The 23,100-nt window shown below is 64.6% G+C and carries 22 protein-coding genes; 15 read left to right on the top strand and 7 right to left on the bottom strand.

The genetic code is table 11. The annotated features are described in order from the left end of the window. Positions 1-13: 13 nt before the first annotated feature. Positions 14-703, bottom strand: coding sequence for a helix-turn-helix domain-containing protein (locus JQ632_RS28940; protein ID WP_249152600.1), 690 nt, complete (start codon positions 701-703; stop codon positions 14-16). 544 nt (positions 704-1,247) lie between these two features. Between JQ632_RS28940 and JQ632_RS28935 the strand changes: the two genes are divergently transcribed. Further along, complete coding sequence (locus JQ632_RS28935) at positions 1,248-2,102, top strand: outer membrane protein (protein ID WP_212406048.1); 855 nt, start codon at positions 1,248-1,250, stop codon at positions 2,100-2,102. A 16-nt stretch (positions 2,103-2,118) separates the two neighbouring features. Here JQ632_RS28935 and JQ632_RS28930 read toward each other — a convergent pair whose 3' ends face one another. Beyond that, entirely contained in the window at positions 2,119-3,318 is a 1,200-nt protein-coding gene (locus JQ632_RS28930; RefSeq protein ID WP_212406047.1) for an MFS transporter, read from the bottom strand. Between the two features lie 195 nt (positions 3,319-3,513). Between JQ632_RS28930 and JQ632_RS28925 the strand changes: the two genes are divergently transcribed. Beyond that, entirely contained in the window at positions 3,514-4,317 is an 804-nt protein-coding gene (locus tag JQ632_RS28925; protein ID WP_212406046.1) for an MBL fold metallo-hydrolase, read from the top strand. Between the two features lie 99 nt (positions 4,318-4,416). Here the strand turns inward: JQ632_RS28925 and JQ632_RS28920 are convergent, their stop codons facing one another. Further along, on the bottom strand, positions 4,417-5,472 hold the full coding sequence (locus JQ632_RS28920; protein WP_212406045.1) for a hypothetical protein: 1,056 nt from the start codon (positions 5,470-5,472) through the stop codon (positions 4,417-4,419). Between the two features lie 248 nt (positions 5,473-5,720). Between JQ632_RS28920 and JQ632_RS28915 the strand changes: the two genes are divergently transcribed. Further along, positions 5,721-6,068 carry a MarR family transcriptional regulator gene (locus JQ632_RS28915; protein WP_312015674.1) on the top strand — a complete coding sequence of 116 codons (348 nt, stop codon included), beginning with the start codon at positions 5,721-5,723 and terminating at the stop codon, positions 6,066-6,068. 75 nt (positions 6,069-6,143) lie between these two features. Here JQ632_RS28915 and JQ632_RS28910 read toward each other — a convergent pair whose 3' ends face one another. Then, on the bottom strand, positions 6,144-7,283 hold the full coding sequence (locus tag JQ632_RS28910) for an OpgC domain-containing protein (RefSeq protein ID WP_212406043.1): 1,140 nt from the start codon (positions 7,281-7,283) through the stop codon (positions 6,144-6,146). Between the two features lie 252 nt (positions 7,284-7,535). Between JQ632_RS28910 and htpG the strand changes: the two genes are divergently transcribed. The 8 genes from htpG to JQ632_RS28870 all read left to right on the top strand — a co-directional run bounded on the left by htpG (position 7,536) and on the right by JQ632_RS28870 (position 16,511). After that, on the top strand, positions 7,536-9,401 hold the full coding sequence (gene htpG, locus JQ632_RS28905; protein WP_212406042.1) for a molecular chaperone HtpG: 1,866 nt from the start codon (positions 7,536-7,538) through the stop codon (positions 9,399-9,401). An 86-nt stretch (positions 9,402-9,487) separates the two neighbouring features. Then, a complete protein-coding gene (locus JQ632_RS28900; RefSeq protein ID WP_212406041.1) occupies positions 9,488-10,747 on the top strand; it encodes a DUF4375 domain-containing protein in 1,260 nt (419 codons plus the stop codon). A gap of 538 nt (positions 10,748-11,285) precedes the next feature. Continuing rightward, positions 11,286-11,555 carry a DUF3551 domain-containing protein gene (locus tag JQ632_RS28895; protein ID WP_212406040.1) on the top strand — a complete coding sequence of 90 codons (270 nt, stop codon included), beginning with the start codon at positions 11,286-11,288 and terminating at the stop codon, positions 11,553-11,555. Between the two features lie 317 nt (positions 11,556-11,872). Beyond that, the gene (locus tag JQ632_RS28890) at positions 11,873-13,690 is read left to right on the top strand and encodes a long-chain-acyl-CoA synthetase (protein WP_212406039.1); all 1,818 of its coding nucleotides are present in this window, start codon (positions 11,873-11,875) and stop codon (positions 13,688-13,690) included. A gap of 150 nt (positions 13,691-13,840) precedes the next feature. Beyond that, complete coding sequence (locus JQ632_RS28885; protein ID WP_140978008.1) at positions 13,841-14,086, top strand: acyl carrier protein; 246 nt, start codon at positions 13,841-13,843, stop codon at positions 14,084-14,086. Further along, positions 14,073-15,458 carry a class I adenylate-forming enzyme family protein gene (locus tag JQ632_RS28880; protein ID WP_212406038.1) on the top strand — a complete coding sequence of 462 codons (1,386 nt, stop codon included), beginning with the start codon at positions 14,073-14,075 and terminating at the stop codon, positions 15,456-15,458. Before JQ632_RS28885 ends, JQ632_RS28880 begins: the two co-directional genes overlap by 14 nt. Then, positions 15,451-16,173 carry an SDR family NAD(P)-dependent oxidoreductase gene (locus JQ632_RS28875; protein WP_212406037.1) on the top strand — a complete coding sequence of 241 codons (723 nt, stop codon included), beginning with the start codon at positions 15,451-15,453 and terminating at the stop codon, positions 16,171-16,173. Before JQ632_RS28880 ends, JQ632_RS28875 begins: the two co-directional genes overlap by 8 nt. A gap of 137 nt (positions 16,174-16,310) precedes the next feature. Then, positions 16,311-16,511: a hypothetical protein gene (locus JQ632_RS28870; RefSeq protein ID WP_212406036.1), complete on the top strand. Its 201-nt coding sequence runs from the start codon at positions 16,311-16,313 to the stop codon at positions 16,509-16,511. Between the two features lie 25 nt (positions 16,512-16,536). On the opposite strand, the gene JQ632_RS28865 is transcribed toward JQ632_RS28870, so the two are convergent. Further along, positions 16,537-16,914 (bottom strand): hypothetical protein, encoded by a 378-nt coding sequence (locus tag JQ632_RS28865; RefSeq protein ID WP_312015673.1) that lies wholly within the window; start codon positions 16,912-16,914, stop codon positions 16,537-16,539. 224 nt (positions 16,915-17,138) lie between these two features. Between JQ632_RS28865 and JQ632_RS28860 the strand changes: the two genes are divergently transcribed. Next, positions 17,139-18,284: a DUF3095 domain-containing protein gene (locus JQ632_RS28860; protein ID WP_212406035.1), complete on the top strand. Its 1,146-nt coding sequence runs from the start codon at positions 17,139-17,141 to the stop codon at positions 18,282-18,284. A 213-nt stretch (positions 18,285-18,497) separates the two neighbouring features. Here the strand turns inward: JQ632_RS28860 and JQ632_RS28855 are convergent, their stop codons facing one another. Continuing rightward, the gene (locus JQ632_RS28855) at positions 18,498-19,883 is read right to left on the bottom strand and encodes an MATE family efflux transporter (RefSeq protein WP_212406034.1); all 1,386 of its coding nucleotides are present in this window, start codon (positions 19,881-19,883) and stop codon (positions 18,498-18,500) included. Between the two features lie 81 nt (positions 19,884-19,964). Further along, positions 19,965-20,492, bottom strand: coding sequence for a GNAT family N-acetyltransferase (locus tag JQ632_RS28850; RefSeq protein ID WP_212406033.1), 528 nt, complete (start codon positions 20,490-20,492; stop codon positions 19,965-19,967). Between the two features lie 245 nt (positions 20,493-20,737). Between JQ632_RS28850 and JQ632_RS28845 the strand changes: the two genes are divergently transcribed. The 3 genes from JQ632_RS28845 (at position 20,738) to JQ632_RS28835 (ending at position 22,907) form a co-directional block, all read left to right on the top strand. After that, complete coding sequence (locus JQ632_RS28845; RefSeq protein ID WP_212406032.1) at positions 20,738-21,334, top strand: superoxide dismutase; 597 nt, start codon at positions 20,738-20,740, stop codon at positions 21,332-21,334. A 464-nt stretch (positions 21,335-21,798) separates the two neighbouring features. Continuing rightward, positions 21,799-22,410: a permease gene (locus tag JQ632_RS28840; protein ID WP_212406031.1), complete on the top strand. Its 612-nt coding sequence runs from the start codon at positions 21,799-21,801 to the stop codon at positions 22,408-22,410. After that, positions 22,407-22,907, top strand: coding sequence for a hypothetical protein (locus JQ632_RS28835; RefSeq protein ID WP_212406030.1), 501 nt, complete (start codon positions 22,407-22,409; stop codon positions 22,905-22,907). The genes JQ632_RS28840 and JQ632_RS28835 overlap by 4 nt, the downstream gene beginning before the upstream one ends. Positions 22,908-23,100: the final 193 nt, after the last annotated feature.

The following is a 23,100-nucleotide window of genomic DNA, read 5'->3' as shown; positions in this document are numbered from 1 at the left end:
GGCGATCGACTCCCTAATCGGCCGCGTCGGCCAGCTTCCGGGTATCGTCAGGCGTCCGTCCGAAGCGGCGACGAAACGCGCGATGGAAGTAGGAGACGTCCTGAAAGCCGGCGAGATGCGCGATCTCGATGATCTTGCGCGTCCGCAGGCTCGGATTGCGAAGCAGTCGCTCGGCGCGCAGCAGGCGGTGCTCCAGCACGAAGCCGGTATAGGTCTCGCCGGCCTGCTCGAACATCAACTGGATGGTGCGCGAGCTGATCCGGTGTGTGGCTGAAAGGCTGGTGAGCGACAGTTCGGGACTTTCGAGCTGCGCCAGGATGTTGGACTTGAGGGTTTCGAAGCGCGCTGCGGCAAGGCCGCGAGAGCGGGCCTCCTCCGCCACGGTGCCGCGCGCCCCGATCATCAGCACGGCGAGGTCGAACAGATGCTGCGAGACCGCGTCGAGCTCCGCCGGCTGAAGCTCGGTCGCATGCGCCAGCGCAAGGTCGTAATACCGCAGGAACATCGAGGCGATTGGTGTGACGCCGGCGATCGACTTTGCGATCAGGTCCTCGGCGTTCGGGCACGCGCGCAGCAGCGCCTTGCGCGGCAACAGCGCGGTCCGGAAACTACCATATGTCGTCTGAGTGATGTAGGCGCCCTTGATCGAGGGGTCACCGATCGTGATGTCGCCGGCAGCGATCTCCAGCGCGCGATTTCCCATTGCCCCGATCAACCTCGCATTGGGCGACGTCGTAATCACCAATTCGTCGTTCGTTCCCATCGACACGAAAGACATCGGGGTGCCCGATGAGGCCGACATATTGAGGCGGGGAAGAATGACCGGCGTCATCGTCCGGTGAACTCGCCCATCCCCGACTGGAACGAAATCGACCGCCGCCACCCGGCGGCAAAATTGCTCGCGCCACATCTCGTAGGCCGGACCGTTCGGGTCGCCATCGAATGAGAGTTGAGGCTGGGTCATCGATCTGGCGGGAATCGTTCGTTGGCAATCTCTGGCGAGCGCATTCTTGCCGTGGGGGCGGGGGGCGGCAACGAGAAAAGCGCGGAATTGCGCGAAAGGCCACTCGCGATAGCGCGCTGAGCCAGTGACGAGGTGCCGCAGGCCGGTGTGCTCGGTTCGCAACAGGTGACCGCGAATGTGACGCGCCTTCACGTCAGTCCATCTCGTCTTTCGTCAAGCGCCAAGATCGGTGGCCGCCCTCGCCCTATCGTCTGCCGACGTGAGGATGAAGAGGAATGTTTTGATGTCGGGCCGGGCGAAATATCGGATTGCAATTGTCGTGTCGCTCATCTTCGGAGGGCATGCCGCAGGCGGCGCGATGGCCGCGGATCTCGCCTACAAGGCCGTCCCGCCTACGCCGATGTTCGACTGGACCGGCTTCTACGCAGGTGTTCACGCCGGATATGGCACCGGCAACGGCAACAGCGCGACGGTGGATCCGAGCGCACTTCTGGCGCTGTTTCCGGCAGTGCCCGGCATCAATCCGGCCACGTCAACGACGTCTCCGCCGTTCACGCTCGGTGTCGGGCAATCGGGTTGGCTGGGTGGCGTGCAGGCCGGCTACAACTGGCAATCCGGACATACGGTCGCGGGCATCGAGGCCGACATCAGCGCATCAGGAATTCGTGGATCCGCCACAGGTGCGTATGCGCTGCGGCCCGTCTTCCTCGTCGGCGACTTCGACAATTATGCCGGCCAGGTCACGGTCAACCAGGAGATCGACTATTTCGGCACGCTGCGCGGTCGCCTCGGCTATGGCGGCAATGGCTGGCTGCTCTACGCGACGGGCGGCCTCGCCTGGGCTCATGTCAAGGCGAGCCTCGACAGCAGCCATGTGCGCCTGACCAACAATTTCCCGATCGCCGGACTGCCGGCAGCCCTGGACGGACACGCCGCCACGAGCGGCTTCAACATCGGATACGCAGCCGGCGCGGGCGGCGAGTGGGCGTTCGCACCGCAATGGTCGGTCAAGGGCGAATATCTCTACCTCAATCTCGGTCGTAACGTGTCGCTCTCGATTCCCGGCACGAGCCTGGCGGGAGGGGATATCGAGCTGCACACGTTCAGGGTCGGATTGAACCGGCGATTTGCGCCGTGAGGCCGAGCCTGGGCTCTCAGTACTTCTTGACGGCCGCGCCAAATGCGAGCCATAGCGCGATCGAGGCGATGCCAAAGCCGCCGAGCAGCAGGAAGGTCGGACCGTAGCCGATCCATTCGGCGATCCAACCGCCGAGCGCGGGACTCAAGCTGGCGCCGACGCCCTGCACGGTGATGACCGCGCCCTGGCCGAGATTGATGCGGCCTGTGCCGTTGAGCGAGCGTGCGACCATGCCGGGCACGGCGACGGTCTGTAGTCCCGTGCCGATGCCGTCCAGCACCTGCACGGGGACGACACCCCACCAGCCCGTGAGGAAGAAGGCGAGCACGCCGCGGATGGGCAGGAACATGAAGGAAGCGAGGATCACCGGCCAGTAGTTGCGCTTGCTGGCAACCTTCATGGCGATCAGCGACGTTACGACCATCACGCCTTGTGCGATGACGACGGTCGTTGCGACGAAGCTCGGCCCGTTGGCCTGCCCGTCGGCGACGGCCGCAAGGCCGTAGAGCGGCACGATGGCGGCATTGCCGAGGTGGAAGATCGCGAGCGCAAGCGCCAGCACCAGCAGCGGCTTGTGCTTGAGCAGCATTTTCATCGCGTCCGGCGGCGCCTTCGAGTCGTCTTCCTTGCTCCCGCGCGCGACGCGATCGTCGATCGCGCCGACCGGGATCATCAGCACGCAGGCGATTGCGATGGCGCCGAAGACCGCCGCCAGCACGAACACTGCGACGTAGCCGTAGGTCCAGCCGAGATAACCCGACAGCGCCGCGCCGACCATGTTGCCGGCGTGGTTGAACGCCTGATTGCGGCCGTTCTGCTGGTTGAAACCTTTCTGCTTGACCATGCCGAGCGTGATGCCCGTCACCGCCGGCACGATCGCGGCACTGGCGAGCGATTGCGCGATCTGCGAAGCCGTCACCGCCCAGAAATTCTGCGAGATCAGGATGATCGCGGAGGCGGCGACGACGCAGATACCGGGAATGACCACCCACATGCGCTTGTTGCGGCTGGCGTCGATGAAGCCGCCGATCGGCGTCGTCATCAGCATGCCCGCGACATTGCCGATCGTCATCGCGGTGCCAATCATTCCACTGGCCCATCCGTGCGATTGCAGGAAGACGCCGACGAACGGCCCGATGCCCGACTGCATGTCGGCCATGAAGAAGTTGAGCGCGAGGAGGGGCCAGAGACGGGGTGAGCGGGAACGCGATGTCATCGAACGTCAGGCGTGGTCCGGTGGCCGGAGGGAGTGACCGGTGTTCTCCGTGGTGAGAACGTAACCGATGCTGGTCACGTTGGTTCCAAGACCCTTGTTCAAGACTCTTGTGGCGACTCTTGCGGTCGGACCGTCTTGCTGCCATCTCGTGCAAGGCTGCCCTGGAGCAGGGCTGAAAGCACTGGAGCACCACGCATGCCCCTCTGGACTTGCGAAACCTGCGGCGCGCAATTTCCTGCCGGCGACAGGCCGCCCTCCGCGTGCCCGATCTGCGAGGACGAGCGCCAATATGTGAACTGGAAGGGCCAGACCTTCCTCACGCGCGAGGCGCTCGCGGATCGCTGTCGCCTCGTCTGGCGCGACGATCTTGGCCTCACCGGGCTGGCGCTCGAGCCGGGTTTTGCGATCGGCCAGCGCGCGCTGCTCGTGCCCGATGCCGGCGGCTGCGTGATGTGGGACTGCGTTCCGCTGGCAACGGCCGAGGCAATCGCTCATGTCAAATCCCTGGGCGGGCTGAAGGCGATCGCGATCTCGCACCCGCATTACTATGGCGCGCTCGCCGACTGGAGCGACGCTTTTGGCGGCGCGCCGGTCTATCTTCACGCTGACGATCGCCAATGGGTGACGCGGCCGCATCCGGCGATCGTGCATTGGACCGGCGACATCAGGCGCATCTCCGACGATATCGTCCTCGTCCGCAGCGGCGGCCATTTCGCAGGCGCGACCATGCTGCATTGGGCGCGCGGCGCCGACGGCAAGGGCGCGCTGCTCACCGGCGACATCGCGCAGGTGACGATGGACCGCCGCTTCGTCAGCTTCATGTACTCCTATCCGAACTACACGCCGCTGAATGCGGCCGCGGTGCGCCGCATCGCGGACAGCGTCGCGCCGTTCGCCTTCGATCGCATCTACGGCGCGTGGTGGGGCCGCAATATCGAAGGTGGCGCCAAGGCCGCGTTCGCGGCGTCTGTCGCGCGTTATCTGGCCGCGATCGCCTGAGGCGCGGCCCGAATTGCGCGATATCCCGTCAGGTGATCTCGGACAATGGCTCTGGAGCAGGCCTGGAGTCGTCAGCATTTGCGTCGCTGGCGGAGATGATCAGCCAAGACGAAGCCCCAGCATTCCCGCGACCGTTGCGATTGCGAACACGCCACCGCTGACGATGATCCCGACGGCAATTCTGTTGGTGATCGCGATGCGCCAGCTATGCGCGAGAAGCACAACTCTGAGACCGCAGGCAAGGTGCGCGATCGTTACGAATGTTGCGAACAAATAGTAGGGCACCTGGCGGGCGTTGGAGAGGTTGCCAAGCAGGCCGACCTTGAACCCGGTCGCAAAAACCCAGTTGGTGTCGATGCCGACGCCCCAGCGCGCGACGATGAAGATCACGAGCATGTGCGCCGAGAGGAACGCCGCGACTCCGACGCCGGTCGCGACCTGGAGCATGCGGAAGGGATCGTTGGGGGCATATTGGCGAATCGATGCCAGCCAGACACCGCTGGCGACCTGAAACAGGAACAGCGCCACGATCACGGGCTCCACGATGCCGGAGCGATACCAGACGCGCAGCATTTCCATGACCTGGATATGAAGGTCCGTTCCCAAGAGGCCGATGAAGTGATTTCCGAGATGCGCAATCAGGAACAGCGCCAGAATGACCGCCGCCGAAACTCCGTGGGCGAACCGCAACCGGCCGGTCCACGCCGGTTGCAGGCGGGCCTTGCGCTCGCGACCCGCGGCGGCAATTGCCGTCAGTGCGACCCAGACCACGATCCAGACCAGGCGATCGTCGAACGTCCAGCGGAACCCCGCTGCAATGACGCGCTCGACGGTGAACAGGGCCGGGGCGGCGAAGGCCAGCAGGGTGATCCAGCGCGTGCCGGAATACCCTTCGCGACCGTTATGTCCGACCAGCATCGCAAAGCTGACGAGCGAAGGGATCGCGGCGCAGAGCAGCGAGGCTGTGGCGCCGTAGAGCGCAGCGATCTTGGTCGTGCCTTCCGCTTCGCGCATCAGCGACGCGGATGCGAACAGGCCCCATACCGCCAGGGGGTAGAGCAGCGCGAGGAAGGGAGGGAGGATGGCGGCCATCCTTGCCGAGATCACGGGACCTCCGCGCACAGATAGGCTCTCGGCTGGCGCAACATCCGTCATGTCATTCTCCATCTGGGGAGATCGGAAGAGGCAAAGACATGCCTGTCCGATGCCGGGGCTGGACCCCGGTTTCTCACCGCGTTAATATTCGAGCTCGAATAACATATCAGAGTTCGAACATTATGCGCAAGTCACGTGTCGCGCCCGGATTGCCGAGGGTCGGAGAGGGCAAACGAGGTGAGGAGGGCCACGTCGGCTATCTTCTGCGACAGGCCGCCGGTGCTCACCGCCTGCGGATGGAAAGGACGTTGGCCGAAGTCGAGGTGACGCCGCCCCAGTTCTCGGTCATGACGATGCTTGCCGCATATCCTGGTCATTCGAACGCGGATCTGGCCCGCCTCGCGCTGCTGACGCCGCAAACCGTGACCGTGATCGTCGCGAATCTGGAGCGGACAGGGGCGGTCAGCCGACACGCGCATGCGGTCCATGGCCGTATCCAACATCTGGAATTGACTGAAAGCGGACATGCCCTGCTCAGGAAATGCCGCGCGCTGGTCCATGATCTCGAGGATTCTCTCACCCGCGGCCTCGCCGAGAACGAGACGCAAACCATACGCCGCTGGCTGGCGCGGGTCGCCACCGGCACTGTCGAATAGCGCGAAGCAACCTCCCGTCGCAGCCGTGGCTGTCGGCTCGCGACGCCAGAGGCCCCGCGCCGCAGATGCGAGGTGCTACGCCCGCTGCCGCGCGGCGGCGGGCAGATCCTGCCACTTCGACCAGGAGACGTAATAGGCCACCGCCGCCAGCCCGGCGAAGCCGAGCAGGCTGACCGCGATCTGCATGGCGACCAGATTGGGGCCGGTGATCAGGATCAGATGTGCGGCAAAGGACAGGAATACGCCGATGCAGAACACCGCGAGCCATTCCTCGCCGCATCTGATGACGATCTGGAGCAACCGCCACTGCAAGGCCGGATGGTCGGCCGGCACCAGAAAGGTCGCGAGATAGGCCAGCGCGAGGAAATGCAGCACGCGATAGGGCGCGAGGTTTTCCTTGTCGGGCGTGAACACGTTAAGGACGACGTCCGGCACGTAGGCGGCCAGTGGCGGCCAGTTCCGCGCCAGCGTGATCGCCATCGCAAACACGAGATAAGCGCCTGCCAGCGCCCGCAGCCACGCCATGCCATGCAGCGCGCGGCTGGACGTGCCTGACACCGCGAACCAGCCGCCCAGCACCATCAGCAACTGCCAGCAGAATGGATTGAAGGTCCATTCGCCGTCGGGATAGATGCGGAAACTCCAGCCGAAGTATCGCGCGGCGGCATAGAGCGCGACGGAGGCGAGCAGCGTCAGGTTCGGCCGCCGCATCAGGCCCCACAGGACGAGTGGGAAGAACGCCATCAGCGGGATCATCAGTTGCAGGAGGTCGAGATTCAGCGGCTCCTCCTGCAGCACCAGCCCGCGCACCAGGATGCGCAGGGGATGTTCGAGGATCCCCGAGATGTTGTATTCGTGGATGATCTCCGGTGCCATCGATCGCGAGGCGACGTAGGCGATCGTGTCGATATAGATCACGAACAGCACCACATAGGCCGCATAGAGCCGCCAGACCCGGCGGAAGATGCGCGTCGCCGCGACCATGAAGCCGCGCTCCAGCACCATCTTGCCGTGGATGATCGCCACCCCATAGCCCACCACGAACACGAACAGGTCGGCCGCGCCGCTGAAGCCGAAATTCCGCAGCGTCAGCAGGTTCACCACGTTGTTCGGGACATGGTCGATGAAGATCGACCAGTTGGCGATGCCGAGCGTCAGATAGAGTCGCGCATCATGACTGAATGCGGCGAGGTTCGCCTTGGCGGTGGAATTCATTGCTTAAGTATGGGGATCAAGTACGGGGATTGGAATCGCAGGGGCGCCGCTTTTAGCGGCAAGAACCGTCTCTTCCGAGTAGCGTTTCCGTGAAGTGGCATTGCCCCTTTCGTCAGCGCCTCGACTGATTCGAGCCGCCCGGAGGTAGTTAACGTCGCGGAAGAGGCATCGGAGGCGATCACAACCTCTTGATCCCTGGCTCTCCTGCGCTATATCCCGGTTTTCCCCTGATGGATTTCACCGGGTATACGCATGACGACGTCAGATACGGCTGTGCATACGCAGCCCTTCCAGGCCGAGGTGTCCGAGCTTCTGCACCTGATGGTGCACTCCGTCTATTCGGAGACCGACATCTTCCTGCGCGAGCTGATCTCCAACGCGTCGGACGCCTGCGACAAGCTCCGCTACGAGGCGATCGCCAATCCGGCGCTGCTGGGCGAGGGCGAGGCACCAAAGATCCGCATCATCCCGAACAAGCCGGCGGGAACGCTGACCGTCGCCGACAACGGTATTGGCATGGAGCGCCAGGAGCTGATCGACCATCTCGGCACCATCGCCCGTTCCGGCACAAAAGCCTTCGTGGCCAAGCTGAAGGAGGCCAAGGACGGCCTCGGCCTGATCGGCCAGTTTGGTGTCGGCTTCTACTCCGCCTTCATGGTCGCCGACAGGATCGCGGTGATCAGCCGCCGCGCCGGCGAAAGCGACGTCTGGACCTGGACGTCCTCCGGCGGCTCCGGATTTGAGATCGCGCGCGCTGGCGAGGAAGATGCGAGCCGCGTCACCCGCGGCACCGAGATCGTGCTGCATTTGAAGGACGACGCGAAAAAATATCTCGAGGCTTACGAGATCGAGCGCATCGTCGGCGCCTATTCCGACAACATCCTGTTTCCGATCGAACTCGTGCCGGAGGAGGGCGAGGCGCGCCAGATCAATTCGGCGAGCGCGTTGTGGCAGCGCTCGAAATCGGAGCTCACGGCGGACGATTACAAGCAGGCCTACAAGCAGATCGCGACCGCCTTCGACGATCCCGCAATGACGCTGCATTACCGTGCCGAGGGCCGCTACTCCTATGCGGTGCTGCTGTTTGCGCCGTCGACGAAGCCGTTCGATTTGTTCGAGCCGTCGCGCAAGGGCCGCGTGAAGCTCTACGTCCGCCGCGTTTTCATCACCGATGACGCCGATCTCTTGCCCGGCTATCTCCGCTTCGTCCGCGGCGTGGTCGACAGCGAGGACCTGCCGCTCAACATTTCGCGCGAGATGCTGCAGAACAATCCGCAGCTCGCGCAGATCCGCAAAGCCGTGACCACCCGCGTCGTCAGCGAGCTCGAAAGCCTCGCCGACAAGGACGCCGAGAATTTTGCAAAAATCTGGGACGCATTCGGCGCCGTCATAAAGGAAGGCATCTACGAGGATTTCGAGCGCCGCGAAAAACTCCTGTCGCTGTCGCGCTTCGCCACCACGACGGGCGAGAAGCGTTCGTTGAAGGACGTCGTTGCCGATTTCAAGCCGAACCAGACCGAGATCTACTATCTCGTCGGCGACAGCATCGAGCGGTTGAAATCGAATCCGCGCCTGGAGGCGGCGACCGCGCGCGGCATCGAGGTGCTGCTGCTCACCGATCCCGTCGACGCCTTCTGGACCTCGATGCCGTCGGAGTTCGAGGGCAAGCCGCTGAAGTCGCTGAGCCAGGGCGACCTCAATCTCGATTTGATCCCGCGCGTCGACGAGGAGAAGAAGGACGAGCCGGCCGCCGACGAGGCCGCGACCATCGCCGTCATCAAGGGCTCGCTCGGCGAGCGCGTCAGCGACGTCAAGGCCTCGACGCGGCTCACCAGCTCCGCCTCCTGCCTCGTTGCCGACAGCCAGGGGCCGAGCCGCGAGCTCGAGCGCATTTTGGCGCAGCAGAACCGCGGCCAGCGCTCAAAACCGATCCTCGAGATCAATTTGCGCCATCCGCTCGTCACCGCGATCGCGAAGGCACCGGCCGGCTCGACGACGGTCGACGACCTCAGCCTGCTCCTGCTCGAACAGGCGCAGATCCTCGACGGCGAGCTGCCGGAGGATCCGGCCGCCTTCGCGGCGCGGCTGAACCGGCTGGTGCTGCAGGGCCTCGGTTAGCCAGTCGCGAGCGTTTGCAATGACGGGGATTGGGCAAGACGCGCGCCCACGTTGAACCCTGTCATTGCTGCGCCCGACGAACGGGGATGCAGTTCATCCCGTCACGTCCGTTTCGTCGCATCCTTTCGCTCGCCTTCGGTCTCGCTCTGTCCGCATCCGCGCATGCGGCCTCCGACGACGGCACCAAGCCGGACGTGCCAAAGTCGCCGCGCAACATCCTCGAGACGCGGATTCCCATTCCGCACGAGCCCGATGCCGCCAACAATGGCTGCCGCTTGCGGGCGTCTCCGACGGAGCGCGAGATCGGTGCACTGAGCGAGGTGCCGTTCTGGAGCCTGATTGAGCACGTCAATCTCCACGCCGGCTTGCGCGTCATCATTGATGGCCGCGAAGGATTTGCAAAGCTGATTGCCCCGCTCGACGAGGACGCCCGCAACCTCGCGACACTCTATATGCTGTGGTACTATTTCGGCCGCGACGGGCTGCACACTTTCCTCGGCGGTGAGGCCGGTGACGCCGCGCCCCTGGTCCGCGACGCCCTAGAGGCGGCGGGCATGACCCGTGAGCACGACGTCTTTACCCGTGCCATGGCGCTGTTCGGCAAGGATTACCCGCTCGACCGGGACACGCGCTGGAATTTCTACGGCTGGAGCCGGCCGTCCACGCAGATCGACGCCGTCACCTCCATGCCTGCGCCGCTCAACGCCTTTGACTACCGCATGATGGCGCTCGCGCGCGAATTTGGCAGCAAGGTGGCTTTGGCAAAACGCATCACCGCCTTCGTCGAGAGCAAGCCCGCACTGTGGCAGCGCATCGAGAGCGAGCGCGCCCATCTCAACGAGCCCGATCGTCTGCGCATCCTGACGTCTGCGCTCTGGAAGGACATGGTCTCGCTGTGGCGACCCTATCCGGAGATCGAGAAGCGCCTCGCCTCGTTCACCAGGCCGCAGCGCACCATGCTGGTCATGTCCGCCTTCAACGACGAATTCATGAACGGCGGCGTGCATCAGTTCTTCTACAATTCGGAAGGCGCGCTCGCGCCCGAGGTGCGTGATGCCATGATCGAGCTCGGCATGACCGCGCAGGCGGCGATTCTGCAGCGCGGCCTCGACATGTTCGCCAAGCCCTATGTCCGCGACACCCAGCGCCGACGCGAGACCTACTTCCATGGTGACGACAAGAAGGATTGGGGCGAGCGCCTCTCGGCGCTGACCGACGAGCTCTATGCGCTCGACGGTGGGCTCGAGTTCCACCAGATCAAAGACAGCATGGTCGTCGAGGGCGGTCCCGGCATCGAATTTGCCATGCTCAACTACGCCCACAAGACTAGCCTGCTGCCGTGCTAGAGCATGATCCGGACCCGAAGGCCGCGTTAGCGCAAAATGTGAAGCGGTTTTCTTGTTTCTTGAACGGGCACGGCGCCTGGTGCCGGGCCGGCGAGCCCGCGGAACGGGATATAGCAGGTCAGGGAAATGCGGTCGTGGAAAGCCGTTCCGGTGTGGCCTCCGGAGATCAAGTCGGTGTCACAGCTTTCGCCGCAACGTCCGGTGCGCCGCGCGCTCGTAGATCGCAATGATGATGGCGCAGGGAATCAGTCCGAACACCAGCAACAAGAGTATCGTCGCAAGCATGGCCATCGATCCATGTGCGGGGGAAATGTGCGGCAGTGTGCCAAGGTGCTTCGCGATGATTCGGAATCATAGCATAAGAGAGGTGGCCACGAGAGAGGATCGGAGCACATATGCGGCCGCGCGGCTTCATTCCTTCGTCGAAGGCGTGGCATAAGCCGTGCGACGACCCGCGTCAGGGACAGTTGTATCGGCGTGTCAGTCTGATATGGGTTCCGCGCGGCTGTTGCGCCGCGCCGTTGCGGGAGGGAAGACCATGCGCACATCATTCGGGATCATCTTGGCGATCGGCATGTGGCTCGCGGCCTCGCCCGCCGATGCCCAGAAGTACGATCCGTGGTATCCGGTTTGCATGCATCGCTATGGCGGCGGCTTCCGTGGCGGAGCGGACTATTTCGATTGCTCGTTCACCTCGCTCCCCCAGTGCCGGGCGACCGCATCGGGCCTTCCCGCGACATGCGACCTCAATCCCTACTATGTGGGCGATCAGCCTCCGCCGCGCAAGCGCAACAAGCCGGCTTACTAGGGCTGGTCTACGTTTCTCACGCCGCGATCTGCCGGCGCGAGCCTCGGTCTATCCCCGTGATCCCAAGGCTCAGCGGGCGACGCGTTGCGTCGCCCGGCGCGCGCCTCCAGCAACAACGGCTTTGCCGTTGCGCGGGGATGCCGGGGCCATCGCGGCCACTGATTTCGGCCGCCCGCACGCCGTTCCCTTTGGCTGGTAAAGGATAGCTGCAGTTCATGCGCGACTAACCGTGTTTTACCGTGTCTCTTAACGCCTGGTCAGGGCTCGCGGTCTATAGCTACCGCAAGACAGATGAGACCTGCCGAAAGAACACGGAAATGAACACCGGCGTCATCGACCAGCCCCAAGAACAGTTCAAAGCCGTCAAAGCACCCTCCGCGTCGAAGATCTGGCTGAAGGCGATCGAGCTCACCGCGCGCATCGAGACGCTGCCGGGCCGGCTGTTTGCCGATGTCGTCGACGATTGGGCCAGGCGCCAGCCGGACCGCGCCGCGCTCCTCACCGACGACGCCACGATCGATTACGACACGCTGGCGCGGCGCATCAACCGCTATGCGCGCTGGGCGCGCTCGGTCGGCCTCGCCAAGGGCGACACGGTCGGCCTGATCATGCCGAACGGCGCCGATTATCTCGCGGCCTGGCTCGGCATCAGCCGCGTCGGCGGCGTGGTGGCGCTGCTGAACACAAAGCTGGTGGGGCCATCGCTGGCGCATTGCATCGATGTCGCAAGGCCTCCCCATCTCCTCGTCGCGCATGATCTGGCGGATGTGCTGGCCGGCGCATCGCCGTATCTGAAATCGTCGCCAAAAATCTGGACGCATGGCGATGCCCGCGCCGAACGCTCGATCGACGTCGCGCTCGCTGCTCTGAGCGATGATCCGCTCATGGCGGAGGAGCATGGCGATGTCACCATCAACGACCGTGCGCTGCTGATCTACACGTCAGGCACCACGGGCCTGCCGAAAGCCGCAAGCATCAGCCACCGCCGCATTCTCAACTGGGGTTCTTGGTTCGCCGGCCTCACTGGTGCCACGCCGCAGGACCGGCTCTACGACTGCCTGCCGCTGTTCCATTCGGTCGGCGGCATCGTCGCCCCCTGCAGCATGCTGGCCGCCGGCGGCTCGGTGGTCATTGCGGCAAAGTTCTCGGCGACGAATTTTTGGAACGACATCGTCCGCTTCGATTGCACGTTGTTCCAGTATATCGGCGAGCTCTGCCGTTATCTCCTCAAGGCGCCGCCGTCGGAATATGAGAACCGCCATCGCCTGCGGCTGGCCTGTGGCAACGGCCTGCGCGGCGACATCTGGGAGGATTTTCAGGAGCGCTTTGCCATTCCGCGCGTGCTGGAATTCTACGCCGCGACCGAGGGCAATTTTTCGCTGTTCAACGTCGAGGGCAAGCCGGGCGCGATCGGCCGCATTCCTCCGCTGCTCGCCCACCGCTTCCCGGCGGCGATCGTCAAGGTCGATCCCGACACCGGCGTACCGCTGCGCGATGAGGACGGGCTGTGCGTGACCTGCGCGCGCGGCGAGGTCGGTGAAGCCATTGGCCGCATCGGTGTTGCCGACGAGGGCGGTGGCCGCTTCGAAGGCTATACCGATGCCGGCGAGACCGAAAAGAAGGTCCTGCGCGATGTGCTCGCCAAGGGCGATGCCTGGTTCCGGACCGGCGACCTCATGCAGATCGACGACAAGGGCTTTTTCCATTTCGTCGATCGCATCGGCGATACTTTCCGCTGGAAGGGCGAGAACGTCGCAACGTCGGAGGTGAACGACGCGGTGCGCGAGTTCGCCGGCGTGATCGATGCCACCACCTACGGCGTCAGCATCCCCGGCACCGACGGCCGTGCCGGCATGAGCGCGCTGGTTGTGAATGAGGGCTTTGATCTCTCGGGTCTTGCCGCGCATCTTGCAAAACGCCTGCCGGCCTATGCGCATCCACTCTTCATCCGCATCGCCGGCGCGCTCGATGCGACCGATACGTTCAAGCAGAAGAAGGGCGAGCTCGCGCGCGACGGATTTGATCCGGATAAAGTCGCCGATCCCATATTCTTCGCCGACCCGAAATCGGGCGGCTATGTCGCGCTGGATCAGGCGAATTACGCGGCGATCCTGGACGGTTCGATTCGGCTGTGAGCCTACGAAAAATCGGACATAGGTCGGATTTTATCTGAATTGTCCAAGAAGGCATTTACTTCTGTCGGGTAAACAAGGCGCCAAATACTCAAGCACATTGGGAGGCGGGGGCTCGACGCTCCGCCGTAACAAAAAAGAAGCGAGCAGGCCATGTCGGTAAGGTTAAAGATCCTTGAAGCCATCAAGCAGATCGCGCAGGAGCAGCACGTCAAGCTGCCCCCATTGACGGACGATCTGTCCTTACATGAGACGGGTTTCGACTCGCTCGCCTTCGCCATCCTCGTTGCACGCCTCGAGGACGAGCTCGGTACCGACCCCTTCACGATTTCCGAGGACGCGGCGTTCCCCTCGACCATCGGGGATTTCGTGCGGGCCTACGAAAATGTCCCCGCGTGAGATCTTTGCGCTTCGCGACTATCTGAGCCCGGAGCTCAAGGGCCGCACCATCTCCGACGCCCATCATCTGGTGTCGCTGACGGACGTGCTGTCGCATACGGTTTTGGGCGGCCGCCTGCGTGAGCTGGCGGGCCGCTCTGTGCTTCTCAAACTGTCTGACCAGCTCAAGTCGGGCCTCGCCATGATCGAGCTCGACGGCGTCGCACGGCGCATGCTGCTGTGTCCGCCCGATCTCAATCCTGCGCATCTCGACGCGTTGATCGCGGATGCCGAGATCGACGCCGTCGTCACCGACGACCCCGCGTCATGGGCCGACAAGGCCATCGCGCTGATCGTGTCAGCGCAATTGCCGCCCATCGCAAGCGCGCCGGCCAGGACCGAGCGCGCCACCGAATGGCTGATGCTGACCTCGGGCACCTCGGGCGTGCCAAAAATTGCGGCGCACACGCTCGAAGCCCTCACGGGCGCCATCGTCGCCGAGGGCCCCGCGCGGGGACCTGCGCCGGTATGGGCGACGTTCTACGACATTCGCCGCTATGGCGGTCTCCAGATCTTTCTGCGCGCGGTGTTGAGCGGCGGATCGATGGTGCTGTCAGATCCGCATGAAGCGCTCGGCGATCATGTCGCGCGGCTTAATGCGTGCGGCGTCAAGCATATTTCCGGAACGCCCTCGCATTGGCGCAAGCTTCTCATGAGCGGTGCGGCCGCGCAGTTCGCGCCGCGCTATGTCCGTCTCTCCGGCGAGATCGCCGACCAGGCGGTGCTCGACGGCTTGAAGGCGGCCTTTCCCGACTCTTCGATCGGCCACGCCTATGCCTCGACCGAGGCCGGCGTCGGTTTTGCCGTCAATGACGGGCTGGAGGGTTTTCCGGCCGACTACGTCGGCGCGAACCGCAACGGCGTCGAGATGAAGGTCGTCGACGGCTCGCTGCGCATCCGGTCCAAGTGCATTGCGCACGCCTATGTCGGCCGCAATGCGACCGCGCTCGCGGATAGCGACGGTTTTGTCGATAGCGGCGACATGGTCGAGCTGCGCGGCGAGCGTTACTACTTCGTCGGACGTCGCGGCGGCATCATCAATATCGGCGGTCTCAAGGTTCACCCCGAGGAGATCGAGGCGGTCATCAACCGCCATCCGGACGTGCGGATGTCGCGCGCGAAATCGCGGAAGAGCCCGATCACCGGCGGCATCGTCGTCGCCGACGTCATCCTGGCCGACGGCACCGATCCTGCACGTGCCAAGGAGATCCGCGACCAGATCGTCACGCAATGCCGGGCGCAGCTCGCGTCCCACAAGGTGCCGGCAGTGATCCGCTTCGTCGATGCGCTCGACGTCACCCCGGCCGGAAAGCTGGCGCGATCAGATGCGTAACGTTCTCGTCACCGGCGGCAGCCGCGGCATCGGCCTTGCGATCGCGACGCGGCTCGCGGGCGCCGGCTTCAATGTCATCGCGGCGGCGCGGCGCGAGAGCGAGGAGCTGCTGGCTGCGAAGCGCGAGGCAGACGGCCGTCTGCATTTCCGCACCTGCGATCTTGCGGTGATCGATGCGATCCCGGCCTTCGCAAAATTGCTGCGCGGCGAGTTCGGTCCGATTTACGGCCTCGTCAACAATGCCGGTCTCGGCACCGAAGGCCTGCTCGCGACCATGCACAATTCGGAGATCGAGGCGCTGGTGCAGCTCAACGTGCTGTCGCCGATCATCCTCTCCAAATACGTCGTGAGGCAGATGATGGCTGACGGTGAGGGCCGCATCATCAACATCTCCTCGATCATCGCCTCCACCGGCTACAACGGCCTGTCGGTCTATGGTGCCACCAAGGCGGCCGCGACCGGTTTCACCCGCTCGCTGGCGCGCGAGGTCGGCAAGGTCGGCATCACCGTGAACGCGATCGCGCCGGGCTTTATCGACACCGAGCTGACGCACAATCTGTCGGACGAAGGCCGCAAGCGCATCGCCGGCCGCAGCGCATTGCGCCGTCTGCCTGACACCGACGACGTCGCACGTATGGTGGAATATCTGCTCGGCGAGGGCGGTCGCAACGTCACCGGCACGGTGTTCACGATCGATGCCGGGAATACCGCCTAGCGCGCGTGATCCGGAACCTTCACTGCCACAATTGAGTTGAGCGAACTCAATTTCCTTTCGGCGGGTTTGTGCTTATGATGCCGCGCAATCGATGGCGGTACGTCAATCGATCTGCCCTAACTAACGAGGAGCAGTCCATGACCGCTTCAAATCTGGGCCGGACGTCCGTGGCGTCCTCGCGAGCGCGGCAGGACGCCACTAATTGCGTGCCGATGTCGCATCAAAATTCCGGCGACCACGGCCACGAAATGTATCCGCAGCAATTTGTCCGCCTGGTCGGCTGTCACGACATGCACGCGCCGGCCGCGCGCGACAAGGAAGAGACGAAGCTGCACTAGCGACGCCGCATCGGGTGCGCGGGCTTCAGTCCCGGTGCTTCGGCAGATCGATCCGCTCTCTTGAAAATTCCGGCGGTCCCTCGGTGAGGCGGCGGATGCGCCGCTCGCGCTCGTCGGCCGGCAGCGCCGGATCGAGCATCTCGCCGATCTGCCTGACCGCTAGTTGCTCGATCTCGGTGGACTTTGTAGGGACGGGGTGATTGACCGCGTGGGTGACGGGGGCGGCCCTGAGACCGATCTCGACGAGGGCGCCGATCGCATCCGAGCGCGTCATCCGGTGGGCCTCGGCCCAGGCATCGATGGCGGCGGTCAGGTCTTCCGACATCTTGATTGCGCTCACCGCGTCCAGCCCCGTGCGCCGGCGCAGTGGCGGATTGGACTCATTGTCGCTGAAGTCGGCCACCCCGATTGTCCCGTTTCGCCACTCTCTTACGCCCTCTATTCGTAGACGGCATTGGGGGCCGGCGGTTTGATGTTGATCAATGACGGGACTGCGGCAATGCAACGCGGCACGATCTTGTTGTCCGGCGCGGTTTCGGCCAATGATCGGCGAACCCGATCACGATCTTCCCCGTATCTTGTCCCGTATCTTGCCTCGCATTGGTGAGCGACCATCCGGCCCGGACGATGACATCAGCATCCAGCTTCTACGGCAGCATTCCCGTGTTCCGCGGCTTCGCCAGCCTGATGGACCCCGCGCTCTATTCGCGCGTGCCCGACGACTGGACCATTGGGGTTGCCGACATCGTCGATTCCACCAAGGCGATCGCTGCGCAGCGCTACAAGGCGGTCAACATGGCCGGCGCCGCCGTCATCGCAGGGATCACCAATGCGCTGGAGGGGCGGGAATTCCCCTTCGTGTTCGGCGGCGACGGCGCAAGCTTTGCGGTCGCCCCTGACGATCTCGCGCGCGCCCGGGAGGCGCTGGCCGCAACCGCGACCTGGGTGCGGGAGGATCTCGATCTCAAGATGCGCGTCGCGCTGGTGCCGGTGAGCGCGATCCGCGCGCAGGGTCTCGACGTCCGCGTCGCGCGGTTCGGCCCGTCGGCGAATCTGTCCTATGCGATGTTCTCCGGCGGCGGCCTCGGCTGGGCGGAAGCCGCGATGAAGCGCGGCGAGTTCGCGGTCGCGGAGGCGCCTGCGGGCACGCAGCCCGATCTCTCCGGCTTGTCCTGCCGCTTCGAGGAGATTCCGGCCTCGCGCGGCCTGATCCTGTCGGTGCTGGTGGTGCCGGCGCGCGGCGCCGATCCGGCTTCCTTCCGCAAGGCGATCGAGGACATCCTCACGCTGGTCGAACGCAGCCCGGATGCGGGGCGGCCGGTGCCGCCGCAGGGGCCGCCGCTGAAATGGCCGCCGCAGGGGCTCGACTATGAGGCGCGCGCACAGCGCGGCGGCTCGCTGCTCAAACGCCGCCTCGGCGTGCTGGCCTACACGCTGTTCGCTTATGTGATCGTGCGCTTCGATCTCAAGGTCGGCGGCTTCGTGCCGAAGACCTATGTGCAGCAGGTCGTGGAGAACTCGGACTTCCGAAAGTATGACGACGGTTTGCGCATGATCCTCGACTGCACGCCGGAGCTCGAGCGCGGATTGAGCGAGCGTCTCGCCGCGGCGGCCGCCAACGGCATCGTCCGCTACGGGTTGCACCGGCAGGACGCGGCGATGATGACGTGCTTCACGCCGTCGGCGCTGCGCAGCGACCACGTCCATTTCATCGACGGCGCACGCGGCGGCTATGCGACGGCGGCCACCGCGCTGAAGGCGATGGTGGCCTGATTTCATCCTAGAAACGTGGCCTTGGTTTCACCTCTCCCGTAGGGAGAGGTCGGATCGCATCGACAGATGCGATCTGGGTGAGGGGTTACGGTCTCACTGAATGCTGCGGCCCCTCACCCGGATTGCACTGGACGATGCTTCGCATCGCCAGGCGCAATCCGACCTCTCCCCGCTGGGGAGAGGTGGGCTTCAGCGTCCGACGTAGCACCGCGCTCACTTGCCCCAGCGCACGAAGGCGACGGAGGCCGCGGTCGAGAGCCCGAACACCACCATGGCGCCGCCGACCAGCGCGAACAGCGTCCAGGCCGGCGCGCCTGTTGTGGCGAGCCAGATGCCGCCGATCGCGACGATCAGGAGGCGCGCGGTGGAGGCGAGCACGGGGCCGCCGACATGGGCCGCGCCTTGCGAGGAGAAATAAAGCGACACGCCCATGCCGAAGAACATGAAGGCGGGACCTGCCCAGTGGAAATAGGCGTGCGCGGCCGCGGACACGCCGGCATCGCGCGTGAACAGCGCGACCCAGATCGCCGGATCGAGCGCGACGACGAGGCCGATCAGGCCGACGGTGATGCCGGACGCCGCCGCGGCCGTCCAGGCCACACGCCGCGCGCGTTTCACCTGGCCGGCGCCGATCGCCATGCCGACCATCGGCACGGACGCGATGCCGAACGCAAAGGTGATCGGGATCAGCAAGAATTCCAGCCGCGAGCCGATGCCGTAGCCGGCAAGTGTCTCGGTGCCGAAGGTCGCGAGCACCTTTGTGAAAATCAGGATGGTGAGCACGGTCTGCAGCGGCGAGAGACACGCAAGCGCGCCGACCTTGAGAATGTCGAGGAACATGCCGCGCTCGAAACGGAACGCAGCAAAATTCAGCGCCAGCCGGCTGCGGCCGGCGGCGAGGTACCAGATGAAGAACAGCGCGCCTAACGTGAAGGCGATCAACTGGCCGGCGGCAACGCCGCGCATGCCGAATTGCGTCACGCCGAACAGGCCGAGCCCGAGCGTGCCGCCGACCGCGACCTGCACCAGGCTGACGCCGATCAGCGTCATCGAGGGCAGCCGCATGTCGCCGGTGCCGCGGATCACGGAGGCGAGCGTGTTGACCAGCCAGATCGCGATCGCGCCGGAGAACAGCACGGTGGAATAGGCGCTGGCCTCTTCCAGCACGCGCTCGCGCCCGCCGAGCAGCGTGAAGAAGGACCGGCCGAAGGCCAGCATCAACACGGTGAAGAACAGCCCGCCGCATAGGCCGATGATGGCGGCATGCAGCGCCAGCGTCGCGGCGCGCTCGCGGTTGCCCGCGCCGAGTGCACGGCTGATCGCCGAAGACACGCCGCCGCCCATCGCGCCCGCGCTCATCATCTGCGTCAGCATGGCGAAGGGAAACACCAGTGCGATCGCGGCAAGCGGAATGGTGCCGAGTCGGCCGATATAGGAGGTCTCGGAAATCGCGACCAGCGTAGAGCCGACCATCGCGATCATGTTGGGGATCGCGAGCCGCAGCAGCGTCGGCAGGATCGGCGCGGTCAGGAGGTTGCTGATGGAGGAGGGGACCGCGACACGGACCGGGGCGGCGTCAATGGGGGCGTCGATGGTCATATGTCACGCGGCGGAAATAAGATGATGAATGACATATTATAGGGTCGGGGCAGCGCTGCCATCCTGTCGTTCACGCAGGGCTCACCACGGCAGGCCGCATAGGTCGATGGTGCCCTGACGCGGCGCGCGACCGAGATCGAACACGAAGGGCGTCATGAAATCGTAGCGAATGCGGCCCTCGGCCTGTTCGGCGTGGACCTCGCCGCTGAAGCGGTGCCAGTTTCGCGCCTGGTAGAACGCGAAATTATGCGGCTGGCAGAACAGGATCGCGAACCGCGCGGCTTCGTTGGCCCGCATGGTCTGCGTTGCGGCCTCCAGCGCCAGCGTCGCATAGCCGCGACTGCGGCAGTCCGCGCGCGTGGCGACGGCGCCGATCCCTCCGACATGCATCTTGTGGCCGTTCCAAAGGATGGTGCGGAAGAAGATGCCGGCATGGCAGACCAGCCCGCCCGTGGTTTCCTCGATCAGCACGCGCAGATCGGGCTCGGCCCATTCGATATGGCCCCACGGCAGCTTCTCGGTCTCGTGGCGCGGCCAAACCGCGCTGAGCAGCGGCTCGGCGATCGACCGCGAGGCCTTGCCGTTCAAAATGTCGATCTCGATGCTCATGGCTCTGACTTTCGCAGCGTCGCTCCCGGATGCCATTCGTTCTGTCATAACCGCTTCAATGGCAATGATATTTTACGATGAACCGCCGGCTCCGATCGGATGTCCGCTTGCTGCGCCGAATTTGTGCAATCGGGCCATGCGGTCGCATCACCCGTTTTCGCAAATACCGGTGTTTTACGGGCGAGGAACCTTCTATAAGGGGTGACCGTTAAGCCACGTTCCCCATCAGTTGCGGACAAGAACCCATGACATTCACGCTTCCCCCACTTCCTTACGCCTATGACGCCCTCGGGCAATTCATGTCGAAGGAAACGCTGGAATTCCACCACGACAAGCACCATCAGGCCTATGTCACCAACGGCAACAACGCGCTCAAGGGGACCGAATGGGAAGGCAAGACCCTTGAAGAGATCGTCAAGGGCTCGTTCGGCAAGAACCCGGCCGTGTTCAACAATGCCGGTCAGCACTACAACCACATTCACTTCTGGAGCTGGATGAAGCCCAATGGCGGCGGCACCAAGCTGCCCGGCAAGCTCGAGAAGAAGATCAACGAGGACCTCGGCGGCTTCGACAAGTTCAAGGCCGACTTCCAGGCCGCCGGCGTCGGTCAGTTCGGCTCCGGCTGGTGCTGGCTCCAGGTCAAGAACGGCAAGCTCGAGATCTCCAAGACTCCGAACGGCGAGAATCCGCTGGTGCACGGCGCCACCCCGATCCTCGGCTGCGACGTCTGGGAGCACTCCTACTACATCGACTACCGCAACCGCCGCCCGGACTATCTCAAGGCGTTCGTCGAGAACCTCGTGAACTGGGAATATGTGGAGTCGCTGTTCGACAAGGCGTGATTGATTCACTCGGTCATTCCGGGATGGTCCGAAGGACCAGACCCGGAATCTCGAGATTCCGGGTTCGGCTCTTCGAGCCGCCCCGGAATGACGGAATAAAAAAGGCGGTCGCATCGCGGCCGCCTTTTTTTTGCTGCGCGGGACTGGCGTTTGATTTTGAATCGCTAGCCGGCGGGCACGGTTCACCTCTCCCCAGCGGGGAGGAGGTCGATTTGCGCTAGCAAATCGGGTGAGGGGGGCTGCACCACGTGAGACCGTGACTCCTCACCCGGCGCTACGCGCCGACCTCTCCCAAGGGAGAGGTGGATCCCGATGCCGCGCCAGGCTCGACTCAATCTCGCCACTGCTTCCTCACCCGCATAGCCCTGCGCCACGCGCGCATGAGCCCCATCATCGTTCCGTTTGCATCACGATCCCTGCGTCTTTAAGCAGGTCTTGCATCCCACCCGCCAGACCCGAGCCATTTGTCAGAACCTTCCCCGAAAGACCCGGCGCCGGCCGAGGACGCGGAGTCCGAACCGCGGCCGGGGCGGATCCGCAAGCCGATCGGCTGGTCGACCATCTTCATCGCCGTGCTGGTGGCGGTGAGCGCGGCGCTGGTCTGGCGCCGCGACGGCACCGATGGCGTCCTCGACATTCTCACCCACGATCTCGCGCTGTTTGGCGGCATTATTCCCCGTGTGCTCGCGGGCTGCCTGCTCGGGGCCTTCATTTCCGAGATTCTGCCGCACGAAAAGGTGTCGCGCTCGCTTGGGCCGAAATCCGGGCTGATGGGCCTTCTGATCGGCACCGCCTTCGGCGCGATTCTCCCCGGTGGTCCCTTCACCGTCTATCCCGTCGGCAGCGCGCTGCTCGCGGTCGGCGCCGATTTCGGCGCCGTGATCGCCATGGTCGTGAGCTGGACGCTGATCGGCTACGGCCGCGCGGTCGCCTGGGAAATCCCGATCATGGGCACCGATTTCACGCTGTGGCGCATCGTCATCTCGCTGCCGCTGCCAATTCTCGCCGGCGCGCTGGGCCGCTTCGTCTATGTCCGCCTCTCACCGAAGCGCGCGGCTGATGAGGCCGACACATGAGCGCGGCGCTGCTGATCGACATCCTGCTCTGGGGCTCGGTGATCGGCGTCGGCCTGATCGCCTTCCGCCGCGGCAAGCCGGTGTTCACGGCGTCGCTGCGCGAAGGCTCGATGGACTTCATCAACATCGTGCCGCGCATTGCGCTCGGCGTGATCGGCTCCGGCTATATCGCCGCGATCATCCCGCAGGAGGTCATCACCGGCTGGCTCGGGCCGGACTCGGGCTGGCTCGGCATCACCACCGCCGTCCTCGCCGGCGCCGCCACGCCCGGCGGGCCCGTGATCGGCTTCTCCATCGGCACGGTGGCGCTGAAGTCCGGCGGGGGCGTGCCGCAGGTGGTCGCCTATGTCGTCGCGTGGGCCCTGTTTGCCTTCCAGCGGGTGATTTTGTGGGAAATCCCGTTCATGCCGGCCCGTTTCGTCTGGTTCCGCTGCGCCGTTTCGGTGCCGTTCCCGTTCCTGGCGGCGGCCATCGCCATGGTGATCGGCAAGCCGTGAGGCGGTCGCCTTTCTGCTCTGGGACGCTTCGAGCACACTTGTCGCATGGACCCGCGCGATGCGCGCGTCGGGCTTGATTGTTTCTGGCCAGGGGTTGCGATCGCCGTAGTCGTCGGCGTCGCTACACCTGCCGTGCCTCTGCTCGGCTTCTTCGTCGGCGCGGTCCTGATGAGGTCGCACGCCGGCGGGGCCC

The sequence above is a fragment of the Bradyrhizobium liaoningense genome (genome assembly GCF_018130955.1).
GTDB classification, from domain to species: domain Bacteria; phylum Pseudomonadota; class Alphaproteobacteria; order Rhizobiales; family Xanthobacteraceae; genus Bradyrhizobium; species Bradyrhizobium liaoningense_C.
This window is presented reverse-complemented; position numbering and strand designations above follow the sequence as displayed.

Bases quoted from the DNA above. Each gene is read 5' to 3' on its own strand.
- JQ632_RS28935 (WP_212406048.1), top strand. From the start codon at position 1,248: ATGTCGGGCCGGGCGAAATATCGGATTGCAATTGTCGTGTCGCTCATC.
- JQ632_RS28890 (WP_212406039.1), top strand. From the start codon at position 11,873: ATGAACACCGGCGTCATCGACCAGCCCCAAGAACAGTTCAAAGCCGTC.
- htpG (WP_212406042.1), top strand. From the start codon at position 7,536: ATGACGACGTCAGATACGGCTGTGCATACGCAGCCCTTCCAGGCCGAG.
- JQ632_RS28880 (WP_212406038.1), top strand. From the start codon at position 14,073: ATGTCCCCGCGTGAGATCTTTGCGCTTCGCGACTATCTGAGCCCGGAG.
- JQ632_RS28900 (WP_212406041.1), top strand. From the start codon at position 9,488: ATGCAGTTCATCCCGTCACGTCCGTTTCGTCGCATCCTTTCGCTCGCC.
- JQ632_RS28930 (WP_212406047.1), bottom strand. From the start codon at position 3,318: ATGACATCGCGTTCCCGCTCACCCCGTCTCTGGCCCCTCCTCGCGCTC.
- JQ632_RS28925 (WP_212406046.1), top strand. From the start codon at position 3,514: ATGCCCCTCTGGACTTGCGAAACCTGCGGCGCGCAATTTCCTGCCGGC.
- JQ632_RS28910 (WP_212406043.1), bottom strand. From the start codon at position 7,283: ATGAATTCCACCGCCAAGGCGAACCTCGCCGCATTCAGTCATGATGCG.
- JQ632_RS28850 (WP_212406033.1), bottom strand. From the start codon at position 20,492: ATGAGCATCGAGATCGACATTTTGAACGGCAAGGCCTCGCGGTCGATC.
- JQ632_RS28860 (WP_212406035.1), top strand. From the start codon at position 17,139: ATGACATCAGCATCCAGCTTCTACGGCAGCATTCCCGTGTTCCGCGGC.
- JQ632_RS28835 (WP_212406030.1), top strand. From the start codon at position 22,407: ATGAGCGCGGCGCTGCTGATCGACATCCTGCTCTGGGGCTCGGTGATC.
- JQ632_RS28875 (WP_212406037.1), top strand. From the start codon at position 15,451: ATGCGTAACGTTCTCGTCACCGGCGGCAGCCGCGGCATCGGCCTTGCG.
- JQ632_RS28845 (WP_212406032.1), top strand. From the start codon at position 20,738: ATGACATTCACGCTTCCCCCACTTCCTTACGCCTATGACGCCCTCGGG.
- JQ632_RS28895 (WP_212406040.1), top strand. From the start codon at position 11,286: ATGCGCACATCATTCGGGATCATCTTGGCGATCGGCATGTGGCTCGCG.
- JQ632_RS28940 (WP_249152600.1), bottom strand. From the start codon at position 703: ATGGGAAATCGCGCGCTGGAGATCGCTGCCGGCGACATCACGATCGGT.
- JQ632_RS28885 (WP_140978008.1), top strand. From the start codon at position 13,841: ATGTCGGTAAGGTTAAAGATCCTTGAAGCCATCAAGCAGATCGCGCAG.
- JQ632_RS28920 (WP_212406045.1), bottom strand. From the start codon at position 5,472: ATGACGGATGTTGCGCCAGCCGAGAGCCTATCTGTGCGCGGAGGTCCC.
- JQ632_RS28870 (WP_212406036.1), top strand. From the start codon at position 16,311: ATGACCGCTTCAAATCTGGGCCGGACGTCCGTGGCGTCCTCGCGAGCG.
- JQ632_RS28855 (WP_212406034.1), bottom strand. From the start codon at position 19,883: ATGACCATCGACGCCCCCATTGACGCCGCCCCGGTCCGTGTCGCGGTC.